At 72.2% G+C, this 15844-nt stretch carries 16 protein-coding genes; 7 read left to right on the top strand and 9 right to left on the bottom strand.

Translation table 11 applies throughout. The annotated features are described in order from the left end of the window. Positions 1-75 precede the first annotated feature (75 nt). Positions 76-1722: an aminotransferase-like domain-containing protein gene (locus ABIC29_RS13855; protein WP_354246203.1), complete on the top strand. Its 1647-nt coding sequence runs from the start codon at positions 76-78 to the stop codon at positions 1720-1722. A gap of 6 nt (positions 1723-1728) precedes the next feature. Here ABIC29_RS13855 and efeB read toward each other — a convergent pair whose 3' ends face one another. From efeB to efeU, 3 genes are read right to left on the bottom strand one after another with little or no spacing between them, the layout of a single operon-like run. Next, the gene (gene efeB, locus ABIC29_RS13850) at positions 1729-3111 is read right to left on the bottom strand and encodes an iron uptake transporter deferrochelatase/peroxidase subunit (protein ID WP_116080156.1); all 1383 of its coding nucleotides are present in this window, start codon (positions 3109-3111) and stop codon (positions 1729-1731) included. After that, positions 3111-4316 (bottom strand): iron uptake system protein EfeO, encoded by a 1206-nt coding sequence (efeO, locus tag ABIC29_RS13845; RefSeq protein ID WP_116080155.1) that lies wholly within the window; start codon positions 4314-4316, stop codon positions 3111-3113. The genes efeB and efeO overlap by 1 nt, the downstream gene beginning before the upstream one ends. A gap of 49 nt (positions 4317-4365) precedes the next feature. After that, positions 4366-5304 carry an iron uptake transporter permease EfeU gene (gene efeU, locus ABIC29_RS13840; protein ID WP_354246201.1) on the bottom strand — a complete coding sequence of 313 codons (939 nt, stop codon included), beginning with the start codon at positions 5302-5304 and terminating at the stop codon, positions 4366-4368. 169 nt (positions 5305-5473) lie between these two features. Here efeU and ABIC29_RS13835 point away from each other — a divergent pair, with 169 nt between their 5' ends. Then, entirely contained in the window at positions 5474-7636 is a 2163-nt protein-coding gene (locus tag ABIC29_RS13835) for a S9 family peptidase (RefSeq protein ID WP_354246198.1), read from the top strand. A gap of 189 nt (positions 7637-7825) precedes the next feature. Here the strand turns inward: ABIC29_RS13835 and ABIC29_RS13830 are convergent, their stop codons facing one another. Together ABIC29_RS13830 and ABIC29_RS13825 are read right to left on the bottom strand one after the other, a co-directional pair. After that, entirely contained in the window at positions 7826-8452 is a 627-nt protein-coding gene (locus ABIC29_RS13830) for a dihydrofolate reductase family protein (RefSeq protein WP_116080152.1), read from the bottom strand. Positions 8453-8543: 91 nt separating this feature from the next. Continuing rightward, complete coding sequence (locus ABIC29_RS13825; protein ID WP_354246195.1) at positions 8544-9194, bottom strand: hypothetical protein; 651 nt, start codon at positions 9192-9194, stop codon at positions 8544-8546. Between the two features lie 153 nt (positions 9195-9347). On the opposite strand from ABIC29_RS13825, the gene ABIC29_RS13820 reads away from it, so the two are divergent. Beyond that, positions 9348-9926, top strand: a complete 579-nt coding sequence (locus tag ABIC29_RS13820) for a GIY-YIG nuclease family protein (protein ID WP_354246192.1) — start codon at positions 9348-9350, stop codon at positions 9924-9926. A gap of 31 nt (positions 9927-9957) precedes the next feature. On the opposite strand, the gene ABIC29_RS13815 is transcribed toward ABIC29_RS13820, so the two are convergent. Further along, positions 9958-10887, bottom strand: coding sequence for an EamA family transporter (locus ABIC29_RS13815; RefSeq protein WP_354246189.1), 930 nt, complete (start codon positions 10885-10887; stop codon positions 9958-9960). Between the two features lie 89 nt (positions 10888-10976). Here ABIC29_RS13815 and ABIC29_RS13810 point away from each other — a divergent pair, with 89 nt between their 5' ends. Next, on the top strand, positions 10977-11363 hold the full coding sequence (locus ABIC29_RS13810; protein WP_116080151.1) for an MmcQ/YjbR family DNA-binding protein: 387 nt from the start codon (positions 10977-10979) through the stop codon (positions 11361-11363). 38 nt (positions 11364-11401) lie between these two features. Here the strand turns inward: ABIC29_RS13810 and ABIC29_RS13805 are convergent, their stop codons facing one another. Then, positions 11402-12268 (bottom strand): GyrI-like domain-containing protein, encoded by an 867-nt coding sequence (locus ABIC29_RS13805; RefSeq protein WP_116080150.1) that lies wholly within the window; start codon positions 12266-12268, stop codon positions 11402-11404. A 435-nt stretch (positions 12269-12703) separates the two neighbouring features. Here ABIC29_RS13805 and ABIC29_RS13800 point away from each other — a divergent pair, with 435 nt between their 5' ends. Together ABIC29_RS13800 and ABIC29_RS13795 are read left to right on the top strand one after the other, a co-directional pair. Then, a complete protein-coding gene (locus ABIC29_RS13800) occupies positions 12704-13309 on the top strand; it encodes a dihydrofolate reductase family protein (RefSeq protein WP_116080148.1) in 606 nt (201 codons plus the stop codon). A 48-nt stretch (positions 13310-13357) separates the two neighbouring features. Continuing rightward, positions 13358-13771, top strand: coding sequence for a nitroreductase/quinone reductase family protein (locus ABIC29_RS13795; RefSeq protein ID WP_116080147.1), 414 nt, complete (start codon positions 13358-13360; stop codon positions 13769-13771). Positions 13772-13782: 11 nt separating this feature from the next. Here the strand turns inward: ABIC29_RS13795 and arfB are convergent, their stop codons facing one another. Beyond that, the gene (gene arfB / locus ABIC29_RS13790; RefSeq protein WP_116080146.1) at positions 13783-14220 is read right to left on the bottom strand and encodes an alternative ribosome rescue aminoacyl-tRNA hydrolase ArfB; all 438 of its coding nucleotides are present in this window, start codon (positions 14218-14220) and stop codon (positions 13783-13785) included. Positions 14221-14298: 78 nt separating this feature from the next. Between arfB and ABIC29_RS13785 the strand changes: the two genes are divergently transcribed. Continuing rightward, positions 14299-14868: a GrpB family protein gene (locus ABIC29_RS13785; protein WP_354246182.1), complete on the top strand. Its 570-nt coding sequence runs from the start codon at positions 14299-14301 to the stop codon at positions 14866-14868. Positions 14869-14920: 52 nt separating this feature from the next. On the opposite strand, the gene ABIC29_RS13780 is transcribed toward ABIC29_RS13785, so the two are convergent. After that, positions 14921-15751, bottom strand: coding sequence for an FAD-dependent monooxygenase (locus ABIC29_RS13780; RefSeq protein WP_354246179.1), 831 nt, complete (start codon positions 15749-15751; stop codon positions 14921-14923). Positions 15752-15844: the final 93 nt, after the last annotated feature.

Genomic DNA, 15844 nt, shown 5'->3' with positions numbered 1-15844 from the left:
TCGACGAATACTGGACTTGCACGCAGTCCAGTTCGTGCAACACTGGACAGACCAGTTGTTCGGATGGAGACGCCCATGGACGGCCCGCTGCTCGTCATCGACCGCCTCGACGACCGACCGGTCGTCGCACAGATCGTCGACGCGATGCGCGACGCGATCCTCACCGGAACGCTGCAGCCCGGCGACCGCGTCGCCTCCACGCGCGTGCTGGCCGCCGAGCTCGGCACGGCCCGCAGTTCGGTCGTCAGCGCCTACGAGCAACTCGCCGGCGAGGGCTACGTCGAGCTGCGGCAGGGCGCGCCGACGCTCGTCGCCCAGCTGGGCGACGCCGGCGGCGGCGGATCCGAGCGCGGCACGGCAGGGGGCGGCACGACCGGCACCGAGGCGGATGCCGCGCGCCGGCGCCCGACCGCGGCATCCTCCACCCGGGTCGAACCGGCCGACGCGCGCGCCGAGGGGGCGGGCCGCGGGTCGGCCGGACCCGGCGCCGCCGCACCGGCCCGGCCCGCGCCGAGCGCCGCAGTTCCCCCGCGCATCGACCTGCTGCCCGGCCGCCCCTCGACCGCCCGCATCGACGAACGGGCGTGGCGCTCGGCCTGGCGGCGGGCGGCGGCGGCCGAGGTCCCGAGCGACGATCCGCCGCGGTTCGGCGAGCCCGTGCTGCGTGCCGCGATCGCCGACCACGTGCGGCACGCGCGGGGGTTCGCCTGCGAGCCGGACGACATCGTCGTCACGGCGGGAACGAGCGAGGCGACCGCCCTCATCGGCACGGCGCTGGGCGATCGCCTCGGCGCCAGGCCGCTCGTGGCCGTCGAGGATCCCGGCTATCCGAACGCCCGCCGGATGCTCGCGCGCGCGGGCGCCGAGCTCGTGCCCGTCGAGGTCGGCGACGACGGCCTGCGCGTCGACCTGCTGCGACGGATGCCGCGGCCGGCCGACGCGATCCTCGTGACGCCGAGCCATCAGTACCCGCTCGGCGGCCGGCTGCCGGTCGCGGCGAGGCTCGAGCTGCTCGAGCACGCACGCCGAACGGGCGCCGTCGTCATCGAGGACGACTACGACAGCGAGTTCCGCCATGTCGGTCCGCCGATGCCCACGCTCGCCTCGCTCGACGGCTCGGCCGCGCAGGCGACCGACGCGACGGAGACGACGGATGCCGCAGGCAGGGGGCATGCGGACGACGCACCCGACGCGGGAGCCCGGCGCGAGAACCGCCGCGTCGTGCTCGTCGGGAGCTTCTCGAAGATCCTCACGCCGTGGCTGCGACTCGGCTACGCGGTGCTCCCCCGCGACGAGGCGCTGCGCGCAGCCGTCGCGCGGGTGCGTCTCGAGAGCCCGTCGCCCGTGCCAGGCATCGTGCAGCTCGCGGTCGCGAACCTGCTCACGACCGGTGCGCTGCGTCGCCACATCGCGGCGACGCGACGCGACTACGCGCACCGACGCGCGCTCGTGATCGCGGCCCTCGGCGACCTGCCGGGCACGCACCTCGGCGGCCTCGACGGCGGACTCCACGCGGTGCTCCGACTGCCGCACCACGACGCGGTCGAGTCCGTCATCGGCCGGTTGGATGCCGCGGGCATCGCGGTCGCGAGGCTCGCCGAGTACTCGGCGGCCGTGGGCGACGGGCAGCCGGGCATCGTGCTCGGCTATGCCGGCGTCGGCGATCGGCAGCTCGCCGACGCGCTCGAGCGGATCAGGTCCGCGGTGCTCGCCGCCGTCTGAGCGACCTCAGGCGAAGAGCGCCTGGCCCACGTACTCGCCAGGGCGGATGCCGCCGGGAACCGCGAAGATCGCCGACCCGACGTGCTTGAGGTACTCGTTGAGCCCGTCGGCCGCGAGGCTGCGCTGCACGGTGATGAACTGCTCGGGCGAGCGCTGGAACGAGAGGAAGAACAGGCCGGCGTCGAGGCGGCCGAGCTCGTCGTTCCCGTCGACGAAGTTGTAGCCGCGGCGCAGCATGCGCACGCCGCCGTTGGCCGTCGGATGCGCGAGTCGCACATGCGACGCCGTGTCGATGAGCGGCGCGCCGGTGGGCCCCTCGGCCTCGAAGTCGGGCTCGGTGAACTCGGTGCCGCCCGACAGCGGTGCACCCGACCCCTTCGAGCGACCGACGAGCGTCTCCTGCTCGCCGAGCTGCACGCGGTCCCAGTTCTCGATGATCATGCGGATGCGGCGGGCCACGAGGTACGAGCCGCCGGCCAGCCACGCAGGGCCGTCGGATGCCCCGACCCACACCTGCTCGGTGACATCCGCCGTCTCCTCGGCCTTGATGTTCGCCGTGCCGTCCTTGAAGCCGAAGAGGTTGCGCGGCGTCTCCTGGGTCGTCGACGTCGAGGAGGTGCGGCCGAACCCCAGCTGCGACCAGCGCAGGCTCGCGCGGCCGAACGCGATGCGACTGAGGTTGCGGATCGCGTGCACCGCGACCTGCGGGTCGTCGGCGCAGGCCTGGATGCAGAGGTCGCCGCCGCCGCGCTCGGGCTGCAGCGCGTCGCCCTGGAAGCGGGGCAGCACCGCGAGCTCCGCCGGGCGGCGGGCGGCGATGCCGAAGCGGTCGACGCCGTCGGCATCGGCGAACAGGCCCGGGCCGAAGCCGAACGTGATCGTGAGTCCGCTCGCGGGCAGGCCGAGCGCCTCGCCCGTGTCGGCGGGCGGTGCGTAGTCGGAGCCGCCGACCGCGCCGCCCTCGGCGACCTCGAGGCCCTGCGTGAGGCGCGCCGCGGCATCCGTCCAGTCCTGGAGCAGGCCGATGAGGCCGTCGCGATCGAGCGTGGTCGACACGTCGAACGCGGCGAAGTGCAGGCGGTCCTGCGCGGGCGTCACGATGCCGGCCTGGTGCTCGCCGTAGAAGGGGTAGGCGGATGCCACGTCCCCGCCGCCGGCGTTCGCCGCAGCGGTGGACATCGCCACTCCGACCCCAGCGGCACCCGCCGCGACGCCGACCGCGGCCCCCGCGGCGCCCGCGCCGAACAGCCCGAGCAGGTGGCGGCGGCTGACCCCGGATTCCGCCGGTCGAGGAGGCGCGCCAGCGCCGTATCGAGACCCGGGAACGGTGGGTCTCGATACGGACGCTCCTTCGTCGCGGCCTACTCGACCGGCGGAATCCTCGGTCATCAGACCCCGAGGATCGTGCTCGTCAGCTGGGAGAGCGGCTCGGCGAGGGCGTTGACCTGGTCGCTCAGGGCCTTCTTGTCGGCGTCGGTGAGCTCGGCGTAGTTCACGAAGCCCTCGTCGAGCGAGCCGTAGGCGGCGAGCGCCTCGTTCAGCGACGTGAACTGCGCGTCGATCTCGGCGGCGAGCTCGGTGCCCTCGTCGCCCTTGGACTCGGCGAGCGCGCGCACCGCGCCGAACGCCACGTAGGCGCCCTGCACGTTGGCCTGGAAGTCGTACAGGTCGGTGCCCGACCACCAGTCCTCCTCACCGGTGATCTTGCCGGCGGCGACCTCGTCGAGCAGCGCGATGGCGCCGTTCGAGATGTCGGCGAGGCTGACCGAGAAGTCGTCGGCGGTCACGAGTCCGTGCAGCTCGGTGACGTTCTCGACGAGGCCGTCGGCGTAGGCCTGGCGCTCCTCGGGGGTCGACGGCGCCCAGTCGAGGAACGCGTCCGTGCCGTCGGAGTTCAGGTCGCCGGGCGCCGGCGGCCAGAGGTCCTTCTCGATGCGGTGGAATCCGGTCCAGTCGATGCCGTCGGCCACGGCGTCGACCTCGCGGAAGTCGATCTTCGGGTCGAGGTCGCCGAACGCCTCGGCCGTGGGTTCGATGCGCTCGTAGGGCACGCGGGCCGTCGCGAAGAGCGCACGGGCGGCCTCGTCGTCACCGGCCGCGTAGGCGGCGGCCAGCTGCTCGACGAGCGGCAGCAGCTCGGACGTCTGCGAGCGCACGTAGGCGAGGTACTCGGTCACGGCCCGGTCGCTGAGCTCCTGCTCGTCGGCCGAGACCTCGGATGCCTCGCCCGTCACCGTGAAGGCCGCGAGGCCAACGGGCGCGCCCACCTGCTGGAACTTGCAGGCCGTGTAGTAGTCGCCGGGCTCGAGCTGCGCGACGAAGTCGACCTTCTGACCCGGCGTGACGTTCTCCTTCTCGCCCACGATGCGCAGCTGGTCGTCGGCGAGGATCTCGAACTCGTTCACGTCGGAGCCGGTGTTCTCGAGGGCGAACGTCACGGTGCCGGCCGTGGCGGTGTCGACCGCCACGTCGCAGGCGTCATCGGTGATGGCGACCGAGATCGCGTCGGCGAGGTCGGCCTTCGCGACGCAGCCCGAGAGGGCGAGCGCGAACACGGTCGCGGCGGCGGAGGCCGCGAGGACACGTCGGGTCATTGATGCTCCTGATCTGGGTGGAGTTGGGGGTGCGGATGCCGCGGACCGGTCAGGTCGCGTCGGCCGCAGCGGGCTCGGTGCGGCGGGAATCGACTGCGGGTGACGCGGGTGCGACGGCTGATGCGGCGCGGGCGGATGCTGCGGCGGGTGCCGCGGCGGCGGCGCGCGCCCGGCTGCGGCGGCGCAGCATCCGCAGGTACAGCGGCACGGTGATCGCGACGTACGCGACCCAGGCGATGACCTGCGCCCACGTGGGCTCGGGCGTGAAGTTGAAGATGCCGGCGAGCACGGTGCCGTACCAGCTGCCCGGGGGGATCACGCCGACGAGGCTGTAGGCGGGCGTGCCCCAGCCGGGAATCACCGAGGCCTCCTGCAGGTCGCCGACGCCGTAGGCGAGCACACCGGCCGCGACGAGGATCAGGAACAGGCCGGTCCACGTGAAGAAGCGGCCGACGTTGAAGTGCACGAGGCCGCGCGAGATGCCCCACGAGATGACGATGGCCGTGAGGATGCCGAGCACGGCGCCGAGCGTCGCGAGCAGCGGGTCGCTGCCTCCGGCCGCGTTGGCCCACACGAAGAGCGCCGTCTCGATGCCCTCGCGGCCGACCGAGATCGCCCCGAGCAGCACGAGCGCGAACCACGAGCGGTCGACCGCGGCATCCACCTGGCTGCGCAGCTCCTTCGAGAGGCTCGCGCCGTGCGATCCCATCCAGAACGTCATCCACGTGACCATGGCCACGGCGACGATGGAGAGCACCCCGCCGAGGATCTCCTGGGCCTGGAACGTCATCGCGTACGGCCCCCACGTGAGCACGGCGCCGATGCCGAGCGCCAGCGCGATCGCGAGGCCGATGCCGATCCACAGCCGGCCGAGCAGGTCGCGGCGGCCGAGCTTCGCGAGGTAGGCGACCAGGATGCCGACGACGAGGCCCGCCTCGAGGCCCTCGCGAAGGCCGATCAGGTAGGTGGCGAGCACGGATGTCTCCAAGGAAGCACGGTGGGTGGGATGAGCTAAGGCTAGCCTTACTCAGCGCGAATGCAAGTTGGGATTCCTCACCACGCCGACTCCCGGGTGACGCGCACTCGGCACGCTCGGCCATGCGCCCGCCACCGGCATCCGCTGGGCACGTCGAAGGGATGCGCGTAGCGTTGAGCCCGTGCTGACTCCGCCGAAGACTCCGAAGCGCCCCATCGAACGCACGCACCACGGCGACACCGTGGTCGACGACTACGAATGGCTCCGCGCCAAGGAGGACCCCGAGGTCCTCGCCCACCTGCACGAGGAGAACGCGTACACGAACGCGCGCACCGAGCACCTCTCGCTGCTGCAGGAGCAGCTCTTCGAGGAGATCCGGGCGCGCACCAAGGAGACCGACCTCTCGGTGCCGACCCGCGAGGGCGACTGGTGGTACTACACGCGCACGGTCGAAGGGCAGCAGTACGGCATCCACTGCCGGGCGCCGATCGCCGGCCCCGACGACTGGGAGCCGCCCGTGCTCGAGGCGACGGATGCCGCGGGCGAGCCTGCCACCGCCACCGCTGGCCTGCCCGGCGAGCAGGTGCTCCTCGACGACAACGTCGAGGCCGATGGCCACGAGTTCTACTCGCTCGGCAGCTTCGACATCACCGCCGACGGCGCGACGCTGCTCTACGGCACCGACCTCGAGGGCGACGAGCGCTACACGCTGCGCCTGCGTGCGCTCGACGACGCCGAACGCACGATCGACGACGTCATCGAGGGCACGGCCGGCGGGGCGGTGTTCGACCCGTCGGGCCGGTACGTCTTCTACGCGACCGTCGACGAGTCGTGGCGGCCCGACACGGTCTGGCGCCACGAGGTCGGCACGGCCGCATCCGACGACGTGAAGGTCTTCCACGAGCCAGACGAGCGCTACTGGCTCGGCGTCGGGCTCACGCGCAGCCGCCGCTACCTCGTGATCGAGGCCGGCTCGAACATCACGAGCGAGACGCGCCTGCTCGACGCCGGCGACCCGACCGGCGAGTTCCGCGTCGTCTGGCCGCGCAAGGAGGGCGTCGAGTACGACGTCGAGCACGTCGTGGCGGGCGGCAAGGACCGCCTGCTCATCGTGCACAACGACGGCGCCGTGAACTTCGAGCTCGTGAGCGTCTCGGCATCGGACCCCGAGGGGCCGCGCCGCATGCTGCTGCCGCACAGCGAGGGCGTGCGCCTCGAGGGCGTCGACGCGTTCCGCGACTTCGTGGCGCTCGAGTACCGCCGCGACGGGCTGTCGCGGGTCGCCATCGCCAAGCTGCCGCCCGCCGGACTTCCTGCCGACGCGACCCCCGACGACACGCTGCACGAGCTCGCCTTCGACGAGGCGCTCTTCGCGGTCGGCCTGCGCGGCAACCCGTCGTGGGACCAGCCCGTGCTGCGCCTCGGCTACACGAGCTTCGTGACGCCGTCCACCGTGTTCGACCTCGTCATCGCGACCGGCGAGCGCCGCCTGCGCAAGCGCCAGCCCGTGCTCGGCGACTACGACGCGACCCGCTACGCGCAGCGCCGCGAGTGGGCCACGGCCAAGGACGGCACCAAGATCCCGATCTCGCTCGTCTACCGCCACGACCTCGTGAACCTCGGCGAGCCCGCGCCGACGCTCCTCTACGGGTACGGCTCGTACGAGGCATCCATGGACCCCGGCTTCGCCATTCCCCGCCTCTCGCTGCTCGACCGCGGCATGGTCTTCGCGATCGCCCACGTGCGCGGCGGCGGCGAGATGGGCCGGCTCTGGTACGAGCACGGCAAGAAGCTCCAGAAGCGCAACACGTTCACCGACTTCGTGGCGGCCGCCAGGCACCTCATCGACGAGGAGATCACCTCGCCCGACCGGCTCGTCGCGCAGGGCGGCAGCGCCGGCGGACTGCTCATGGGCGCCGTGGCGAACCTCGCGCCCAAGTACTTCTCTGGCATCCTCGCCGAGGTGCCGTTCGTCGACCCGCTGACCTCGATCCTCGACCCGTCGCTGCCGCTCACGGTCATCGAGTGGGACGAGTGGGGCAACCCGCTCGACGACGAGGAGGTGTACCACTACATGAAGTCGTACTCCCCCATCGAGAACGTGCACGAGACGCACTACCCGCCGATCCTCGCGGTCACGTCGCTGAACGACACGCGCGTGCTCTACGTGGAGCCCGCCAAGTGGGTCGCGAAGCTCCGCGAGGTCGGGGCCGACCCGCTGCTGAAGATCGAGATGGCGGCCGGGCACGGCGGCGTCTCGGGCCGGTACTCGGCCTGGCGCGAGCGCGCGTTCGCCTACGCGTGGGTCATCGACCGGGCCGGGGCGCACCCGAGCGGCGAGTAGTCCGCGGGTCGGCCTCGGCGTCGCGGCGGGGCGACACTGCCCCGGGCTGCTGACGCCCGCGTCAGGCGTTCGAACGCTGCTCAGGCCGATCCGGCGGCGTTCGTCCTGAGCTGCGTGCGATCTCCTGAATCGGATGCCGCGGTCGGCCGTCCGGCGAGCGGATGCCGCGGCATCCGCCCCTCGACGAGGTCAGCGCCCGACGTCGTAGACCACGTGCGTGGCGGCCGCGTTCTCGAACACCTGCACGGGCGTCAGGCGGATGCCGGACTCGCCGCCGAGCTCGACGCCGTCGAACAGCCGCTCGCCCGCCCCCAGCGTGATCGGCGCGATGCTGAGGATGAGCCGGTCGAGCAGCCCGGCCGTGAGGAACTGGCGGATCGTGCTCGCGCCGCCCGCGACCGAGATCCGCCCTCCGCCGGCAACCGCGCGTGCCCGTTCGAGCGCCGCCTCGATGCCGCCCGTGACGAAGTGGAACGTGGTGCCGCCGAGCATCTCCACGGGTTCGCGCGGGTGGTGCGTGAGCACGAAGACCGGCGCATGGTACGGCGGATCGTCGCCCCACCAGCCCTTCCACGCGTCATCCGGCCACTCGCCGCGGATCGGCCCGAACATGTTGCGCCCCTGGATGACCGCCGCGCCGCCGAGGATCTCGCCGGTGACGTCCGCGCTCGCGGGCTCGGTCGCGCTGAAGAGCCACTCGTGCAGCTCTTCGCCGCGTTCGCCGAGCGGATCCTCGAGCGACTGGTTCGGCCCCGCCACGAAGCCGTCGAGCGAGGTGGTGATGGTCGCGACCACGAGGCCGTCGTCGATGCTCATGCGCGCGAGGCTACTCCGGGCCGGCGACGCGGTGCAGACCGGTCCGCGCCGAGACCGGGCGACCAGTCGGGTGCGCCAGGCGACCCGCCCGCTACCAACCGCCGAACGCGTCGTCGAGCGCGTCGCGCTCCTCGCGCCGCTGCCGCACCTCGTCGAGGTCCTTGAGCAGGTCGAACGCGACGCCCGCCATGCGGTTCTCGCGCTCGGCGATGTAGGCCTCGTCGATCTCGATGTCGGGCCAGTCGCGCGCGAGGCGCTGCTCGATCGCCTCGGAGAGTTCGCCCCACGCCTCCAGCCGCGCGCGCTCGGCGAACGCGGCCAGGTACTCGCTGTCGTTGCGCAGCTCGCCGAGTCGTTGCGCGACGGCCTCGTTGACGCGTTCGCGCAGGCGCAGGTTCCACGAGTCGGCGCGGTGGTAGTCGTGCTGGTGCGCCGACCGGCCTTCGCGCCGTGCCGCGGTCTCGCGCTCGGTCTCGGCCCACTCGGCGACCTGGTCGAACTCCTGGATGAGCTCCCGCAGCACCTCGCGCGCCTCGGCCGACGCCCGATCGGCGTCGAACGGCTCGTCGCCGCGCAGCGCGCGCACGATGATGCGGTTCTTCAGGGCCATGCGCCCGGCCGCCTCGGCGACGAGCAGGCCCTCGTTGTACGTCTCTTCGAACGTGAGCGGCTCGGCCTCTGGCAGGGCGCTGCGGTCGAACGGCTTGAACCGTCGACGCTTGCGCTTGCCCCACCACGCCATGCCGCCCGCCTCGCTTTCGAACGTCGCATCGACCGCCCGTTCGGTCGGAGATCGAGCCTACCGTGGGCCGGTGACGCGGTGGGGGGCAGAGGTGCGGCGGCGATCCGGTGGCGCCCCGACTGCGCTGTGGGTGGGGCGACGTAGCCTGCAGGCATGGATCGAGCGGATGCCGCGGGCACGACGTGCGGGCTCCTCGAGCCGTCCGGCACGGCATGCGGCGCACCCGTCGCGGCGGCCACCCTGCGCCTCTGCGCGCGGCACCTGATCGAGGCGTACGACGTGGTCGCCGCCGAGGTCGGCGTCACCGACCTCGCGCCGCATCCGTGCCCGGCCTGCGGATGCCGCGTGGGCGTGCACTACCCGTCCGGGTGGCTCTGCGCCGACTGCGAGTGGCGGCTGGGCGACGCCCCCGACGGCGAGCTGTCGCCCGTGCGCGTCGAGGTCGTCTACTACGTGCGCTATCGCGACCAGGTCAAGATCGGCACCTCGGCGAACCCGCGGCAGCGGCTCGCGGCGATCCCCCACGAGCAGGTGCTCGCCTTCGAGCCGGGCGGGCGCCGGCTCGAGCAGCGTCGGCACGTGCAGTTCGCCGAGCACCGGTTCGCGGGCACGGAGTGGTTCGCGCGGCATCCGGCGCTCCTCGAGCACGTCGAGGCCCTCGCGATCGGCGTCGACGACCCCTGGGCCGAGTACGACCGGTGGGTGAGCCGCCGGCACGCCGCACGCGGCTGAACGCACCGAGCCCGAGCCGGGTGTCGCGGGGTCAGGCCATGCCCTCGGCGGTCTGCTCGAGGTCGGACTTCGGCCGCTCGCGCTGCGTCGCGATGGCCGTGCCCGCGGCGCCGCAGACGATCGCGATGGCGAGCACCTCGACGGGCGAGAACGTCTCGCCGAGCACCAGCCAGCCGAAGATCGCGGCGATCACCGGGCCGAAGCTCGTGATGATCGAGTACAGCCGTGGCGAGATGCGCCGCAGGATGAACGTGTCGAGGCTGTACGGCAGTGCCGACGACAGTACGCCGACGCCGAGCAGCAGGAGCACCACGCCCCAGTCGATGACGGCCGGGTCGAACGTCGCGACCGCGAACGGCACCAGCAGCACGAGGCTCACGATGCTCGCGACCGTGAGGCCCTCGAGCCCCGGCAGTCCGACCGCGACGCGGCGCGTGAGGAGGATGTACAGCGCCCAGGTCGCCGCCGCCGTCAGCGCGAGCGCGACGCCCCACGGGTCGATGGCCGCGGCATCCGACGACCCGGGGCCGATGAGCAGGACCACGCCGGCGCCCGCCGCGACCGCGCACACCGCGTCGAGCCACCGTCGCGAGGTCGCGAGCGCGATGGCCAGCGGGCCGAGGAACTCGATCGTCGCGGCGATGCCGAGGCCGAGGATGTGCACGGACTCGTAGAACACGACGTTCATGACGGCGAGCACGACCCCCAGCGCGAGCGCCGGCCACAGCCGCGACCACGTGAGCTCGGCGCGCTTCGGCCGGTAGAACGGCAGCACCGCGACGAGCATCACGAGCTGGCGCACGGCGACGACCACGAACGACCCGACGACCGGGATCACGAGGCCCGCGAGCGAGGACCCGAAATTGATCGACACCTCGGTGCCGACCTGCGTCGCGGCGCCCGTGAGCCTGCGGCGGCTGAGCGCGGCATCCGTCATCGCGGTCGGGGTCTCGTGGGTCACCGTTCGAAGATACGTGCAATTCCGGGGCTCGGATGCCGCGGGCGGGCGCCCGGATCAGGCCTGTCGGTCGTGCGGCCTAGGCTCGCATCGTGGCCTCACTCGACGACCTCCGCCGCACCGCCGACGAGCTCCCCGGCAGCGAGGAGCGGGCGACGACGGGCGGCGTGGCGTGGTTCGTGCGCGGCAAGCTCTACGCGTGGGAGTGCCACCCGTGGCCGAGCATCCCCGACGACGTGCGCGAGATCGTCGCGACCGAGCTCGTGGTCGGCGTGAAGGTCGCCGACCCGGTCGACGCGCTCGCCCTCGTGCAGATGGCGCCCGACGTGTTCCTGCGAACCACGACGCCATGGGGCGAGCCGAAGGTCGCGTTCCGCATGGCCGGCATCGACCTCGAGCACCTCGCCGAGCTCGTGACCGACGCCTGGCGCGTGCAGGCCCCGAAGTACCTGCGACGCGAGTTCGACGGCGACGCCTGACCGGGTGGTGCCGAGCGGCATCGCCGGGCGCACCGGCGCTAGGCGCGTTCCACCGGCATCCACAACTCGCAGGTCGCGGTGCTGAAGTCCTCGGCGCGCTCGAGCACCGCGACGATCGACGGCCCGTGCCGCAGTCGCCACGGGTTCGAGGGGAACCAGTCGGTCGCGGTCGCGGCCCACATGGACTGCAGGGCCGCCGGGTAGGGGCCCTCGGTGCGGAAGACCGCCCAGCTGCCGGCCGGCACCTCGATCGCGTCGAGGTCGCCGGGAACCGCCGTCGACTCGCCGACGGCGACGCCGTGGAGGTAGGTCAGCTCGCTGCCCTCGGAGTAATCGGGATCCACGTCGGCGCTCACCTGCAGGAGCCCGGCCGGCTCGGTGTCGCCCAGCGCCTTCAGGCGAGCGTGCTCGGCGACGGGGAGTGAGGCGATGAACGCCTGGATGTGCGGATTGGCCCCCTCGTGGATGAGCGGAACGCGGGCGGAGTGGCCGATGAGCCGGAAGGCCGGTCGATCGGCGATGCGCGTGTCCATGGTGGTGTTCCCTTCGACGGTCAGGCGGAACCTGAGCTGTGGTTGCGTGCGAAGGGGGCCGCCGTCCCGGCGGACGTCCGCCGGGCTGACGCCGTGCACCGAGCGGAAGGCCCGGTTGAACGCCTCGGTCGAGCCGTAGCCGAACCGGACCGCGATGCCCAGCAGGTCGCCATCGCCGAGCACGTCGGCTGCGGCGACGGCCATGCGGCGCCGCCGGACGTACTCGGACAACGGCATGCCCGCCAGCGACGAGAACATCCGCCGCAGGTGGTACTCCGTGGTGCCGAGGCTGCTCGCCAGGCCCGCGATGTCGATCTCCTCGGTGAGGTGATCCTCGATGAACTCGACGAGTCGGTTGAGCACTGCGATCACGGTTTCCCCCTTCTCCCTCGAGCCTGCTCGACGACCTCGGCTCGCACCCGACTATCGCGGTCCGTTTCGATCGCCGGCATCGATCGCCGGTCGAGGCGGCCGCCCGGCCTGCGGCGATGCTAGCGCCCGACCCCGCTCGCGGGCCGGCCCTTCGTCTCGGATGTCTGCCGCTGCTGGAACACTGGCCGCGTGCAGATGTCGCAGTCACCAGTCGTCCCGGCATACGACCAGGGCCACGGAGTCCCCTACCTCGACGCCCCCGAGCGCTATCTCCGCCACCCGCTCGACTGACGGCGACGACGATGCATGCCACCGACGCATGCCACCGTGGCACCCGAGACGCTTTCCGTCCACCATCGGCCCGAGTAGATTTCGGACCACGTCCTCTCCCGCCGTCGCCGTCGCGGTCGGCATCGCCGTTCGAAAGGGTCATGAATGCCGAACACCACCTGCCACATGTCGATCTCGCTCGACGGGTTCGTCGCCGGGCCCGAGCAGAGTCGCGAGAACCCCCTCGGCAAGCGCGGCATCGAGCTCCACGGCTGGCACATCGGCGACGAGCGCGCCACCGAGGCCGACGAGGTCGCCGCCGGCTGGCTGATGCGTCCGCGCGGCGCCTATGTGATGGGCCGCAACATGTTCGGGCCGATCCGGGGCGAATGGGAGGAGGACTGGCGCGGATGGTGGGGCGCTGAACCGCCCTATCACGCACCGGTGTTCGTGCTCACCCATCACGCCCACGAGCCGATCGAGATGGAGGGCGGAACGACCTTCTTCTTCGTCACCGACGGCTTCGACGCCGCTTACGCGCGAGCGCTCGAGGTGGCCGGCGACGCCGGCGTCGACATCGCTGGCGGCGCCTCGACGGTGCGCCAGGCGCTCGTCGCCGGGGTCATCGACGAGCTCACACTCGACATCGCCCCGGTCCTGCTCGGATCGGGCGAGCGGATCTTCGACGGCGTCGAGTCCTTCGGGTTCGAGCCCGTCGAGGTGCTGCATTCGCCGCTGTCCACGCACATCCGCTACCGCCGGGCGAGCTGATCCGCGAGGTGCCGGAAGATTCCGGGCCGCCCCTGCGTTGTCGCCTGTATGGGTTGGAATGACGATGTCATAGAGAAGTTCCGCAGCAGCAAGGGCACCGAGAACTACTGGGGTCCGAAGCTGGTCATCCTGCACTCGATCGGGGCGAAGTCGGGCGCGACGCACCTGAATCCGGTCGTCGGCTTCCGCAACGAGCACGGATGGCGCGTGGTGGCGTCGAAGGGCGGCACGCCGGAGAACCCCGCCTGGTACCACAACCTGCGGGCGAACCCGTCGTTCGACATCGAGGCACTCGTCGACGGCGAGATCGTGACGGTGCCGGTGACGGCGACCGAGATCCCGGCCGACGAGTGGCGGGAGGCGTACGACGCGATCGTGGCCGAGGAGGCGCAGTTCGGGGGTTACCTCGAGAAGACCGATCGCCGGATCCCCGTCCTGCAGCTCACCCCTCGAGCCGCCTGAGTCCGCTTCCGTCAGTCGTGCGGCGGGCGACGCAGTCGCTTGACGTCGGTGCGCCGCTTCTTGGCGTCGAGACGACGCTCCTTGGAGCCGCGGCTCGGTCGCGTCGCTCGTCGAGACGGCGAGGGCGGCCGCAAGGCGTCGGCCACGAGGTCGGCCAGTCGAGCGCGCGCAGCATCCCGGTTGCGCAACTGCGCACGGTGCTCGGATGCCGCGATCGTCAGCACTCCGTCGACCAGGCGACCGCTCAACCGCTCGAGGATCCGCTCCCGCTGGAGCGGAGCGAGCACGGCGGAGCCGGCGACATCCCAGACGAGCTCGACTCGGGAGTCGGCCGTGTTCACGCCCTGCCCGCCGGGGCCCGACGACCGCGAGAACCGCCACGACAGCTCGGACTCGGGGATCGTGAGTCCGGCGTCGACCCGGAGACCGGGGCGGTGGGCAGCGGGCATGGATCCATCATCGCCCGCTGCCGTCGTGCGCGATACCGTCGTCCGTGTTCTGCCGAGGTGCGCTGCGAGAATGTCCGGGTGAGCCGACCTCGAACACCGCGACGACCCGACGTCACGACCCTCGACCTCGTCGGCGGTCCGGAGGCGCTCGCGATCGAGCTGCACCCCGCCGATGAGCGGTGGCCCGGCAGGTACCTCGATCACCGGCGGCGCATCCAGGATGCGCTGGCGCCCGCGGACGTCGACATCGAGCACATCGGCTCCACGTCCGTTCCGGGGCTGGCGGCCAAGCCGATCATCGACATCGTGGTCACGGTCGACGACATCACCGCCGAGGAGGACTACCTCGACCCCCTCCTGGCCGCCGGATATGAACTGCGGGTTCGCGAACCCGGGCATCGCCTCGTGCGCACCCCGGAACGCGACGTCCACGTGCACCTCTTCGAGCGCGGCGACCCCGCCGTGGACGAGTACCTCCTCCTCCTCCGCGACCATCTCCGCTCCGACGCCGACGACCGCGCCCTCTACGAGGACACCAAGCGCGCCCTGCTCAGCAGGCGGTGGGACGACATGAACGACTACGCCGACGCCAAGACCGACGTCATCGTCGCGATCAAGGCGCGAGCGAGGGCCGCTCGCGGGCAGTGACGTACCCGATCGCGGGCTCGCCGCCGTCGAGCGCACGGATGCCGCGGGGTGCTCACCCGGCGATGCGAGCCCGCGCTGCGGCGAGTGCGGCACCCGTCCCAGGCGACGGCACCTCGGCCACGATGAAGCCATCGCGCCGCACGAGGTAGACCCGGTCACGGCGCAGGCGCCCGTGCGGGTCCGCGTCGAACACGTGGCCGTCGACCCCGAGCTCACCCGCGATGCGCCGCACCGAGCGCTCGGGCACGCCGTAGCCGTGCAGCTGCCAGCGCATCGAGCGGAGCACGTCGAAGTTGGCGCCCGTCCAGGGCAGGCGGATGCCGAGCAGGCCGTCGTCTCGGGCCGGGGACGTCGCGCCCGCGACATCCGGCATCCGATAGCGGATGCGCGTCTGCGAGACGAACCCGAATGCGCGCGGCAACCCCACGAGACGCGGGATCAGCCGCACGGCGGCCCGGCCGATCGCCGGGATCACGCGCGACCGCACGAACCGGGCCCGGCGCGAGTCGCTCGTCACGAGCCCGAACAGGCGGTCGGTCGTCTCGACGAGGGTCTTGCCGACCGGCCGGCGCTCGGCCTCGTAGCGCTCGAGCCGCGACTCCGGCATGCCGTCGACGAGCACGTCGGCGAAGGCGCATGCAAGGTTGTGCGCGTCCTGCAGGCCGGTGTTCATGCCCTGGCCGCCGACGGGCGAGTGGATGTGCGCCGCATCACCGACGAGGAAGCACGGCCCCTCGCGGAAGCGCGCCGCGAGCCGGTGGTGCAGCCGGTAGGTCGTGAACCACGCGGACTCGTCGTACTCGACGCCGAACTCGCGACGGAACACCGCGCGCGACTCGGCTTCGGATGCCTCGCCGTCGGCGCCGAGGTCGTCGTCGCGCACGACGCCGATGAGGCGCGCGGTCGCCGCCCATGCCGAAGCCCAGCATGAGGTGGCGTTCGGTCACGCGCACGTTGATGGCCTGGGCCTCGAGGC

Origin of the sequence: Agromyces sp. PvR057, from assembly GCF_040547485.1 — a bacterium.
Classification (GTDB): Bacteria; Actinomycetota; Actinomycetes; order Actinomycetales; family Microbacteriaceae; genus Agromyces.
This window is presented reverse-complemented; position numbering and strand designations above follow the sequence as displayed.